The sequence below is a fragment of the Bacteroides caecigallinarum genome (assembly GCF_016902295.1).
Taxonomy (GTDB): domain Bacteria; phylum Bacteroidota; class Bacteroidia; order Bacteroidales; family Bacteroidaceae; genus Phocaeicola; species Phocaeicola caecigallinarum_A.
Genome location: NZ_JACJLQ010000218.1, coordinates 1 through 235, shown reverse-complemented (window position 1 = coordinate 235; position 235 = coordinate 1). Strand labels below are relative to the sequence as shown.

Annotated in this window: 1 protein-coding gene; it reads right to left on the bottom strand. The window is 44.7% G+C overall.

What is annotated here, in order from left to right:
- Positions 1–235: IS66 family transposase (locus H6A27_RS14880; RefSeq protein ID WP_204509232.1), on the bottom strand; the 235-nt coding region annotated here is incomplete at both ends.

Genomic DNA, 235 nt, shown 5'->3' with positions numbered 1-235 from the left:
TATTTACCGTCCATTGTATAATGTGCCAGCTGGCGCACATGATTAAGGAAGTAGTGCATGGCTTGTCCTATCGGACTTTTAGGAAGAACCTTACCATACTCCGCAAGACACCATTTCTCAAACGAACAGATTATAGGATATGCAAGCCGTTTACGCAGTTCCATACGCTGCTGTGCATTCATGTTGTCGTCATCGGCTATACGTTCCACGTCATAGAGCATGCCTATAATGGTCA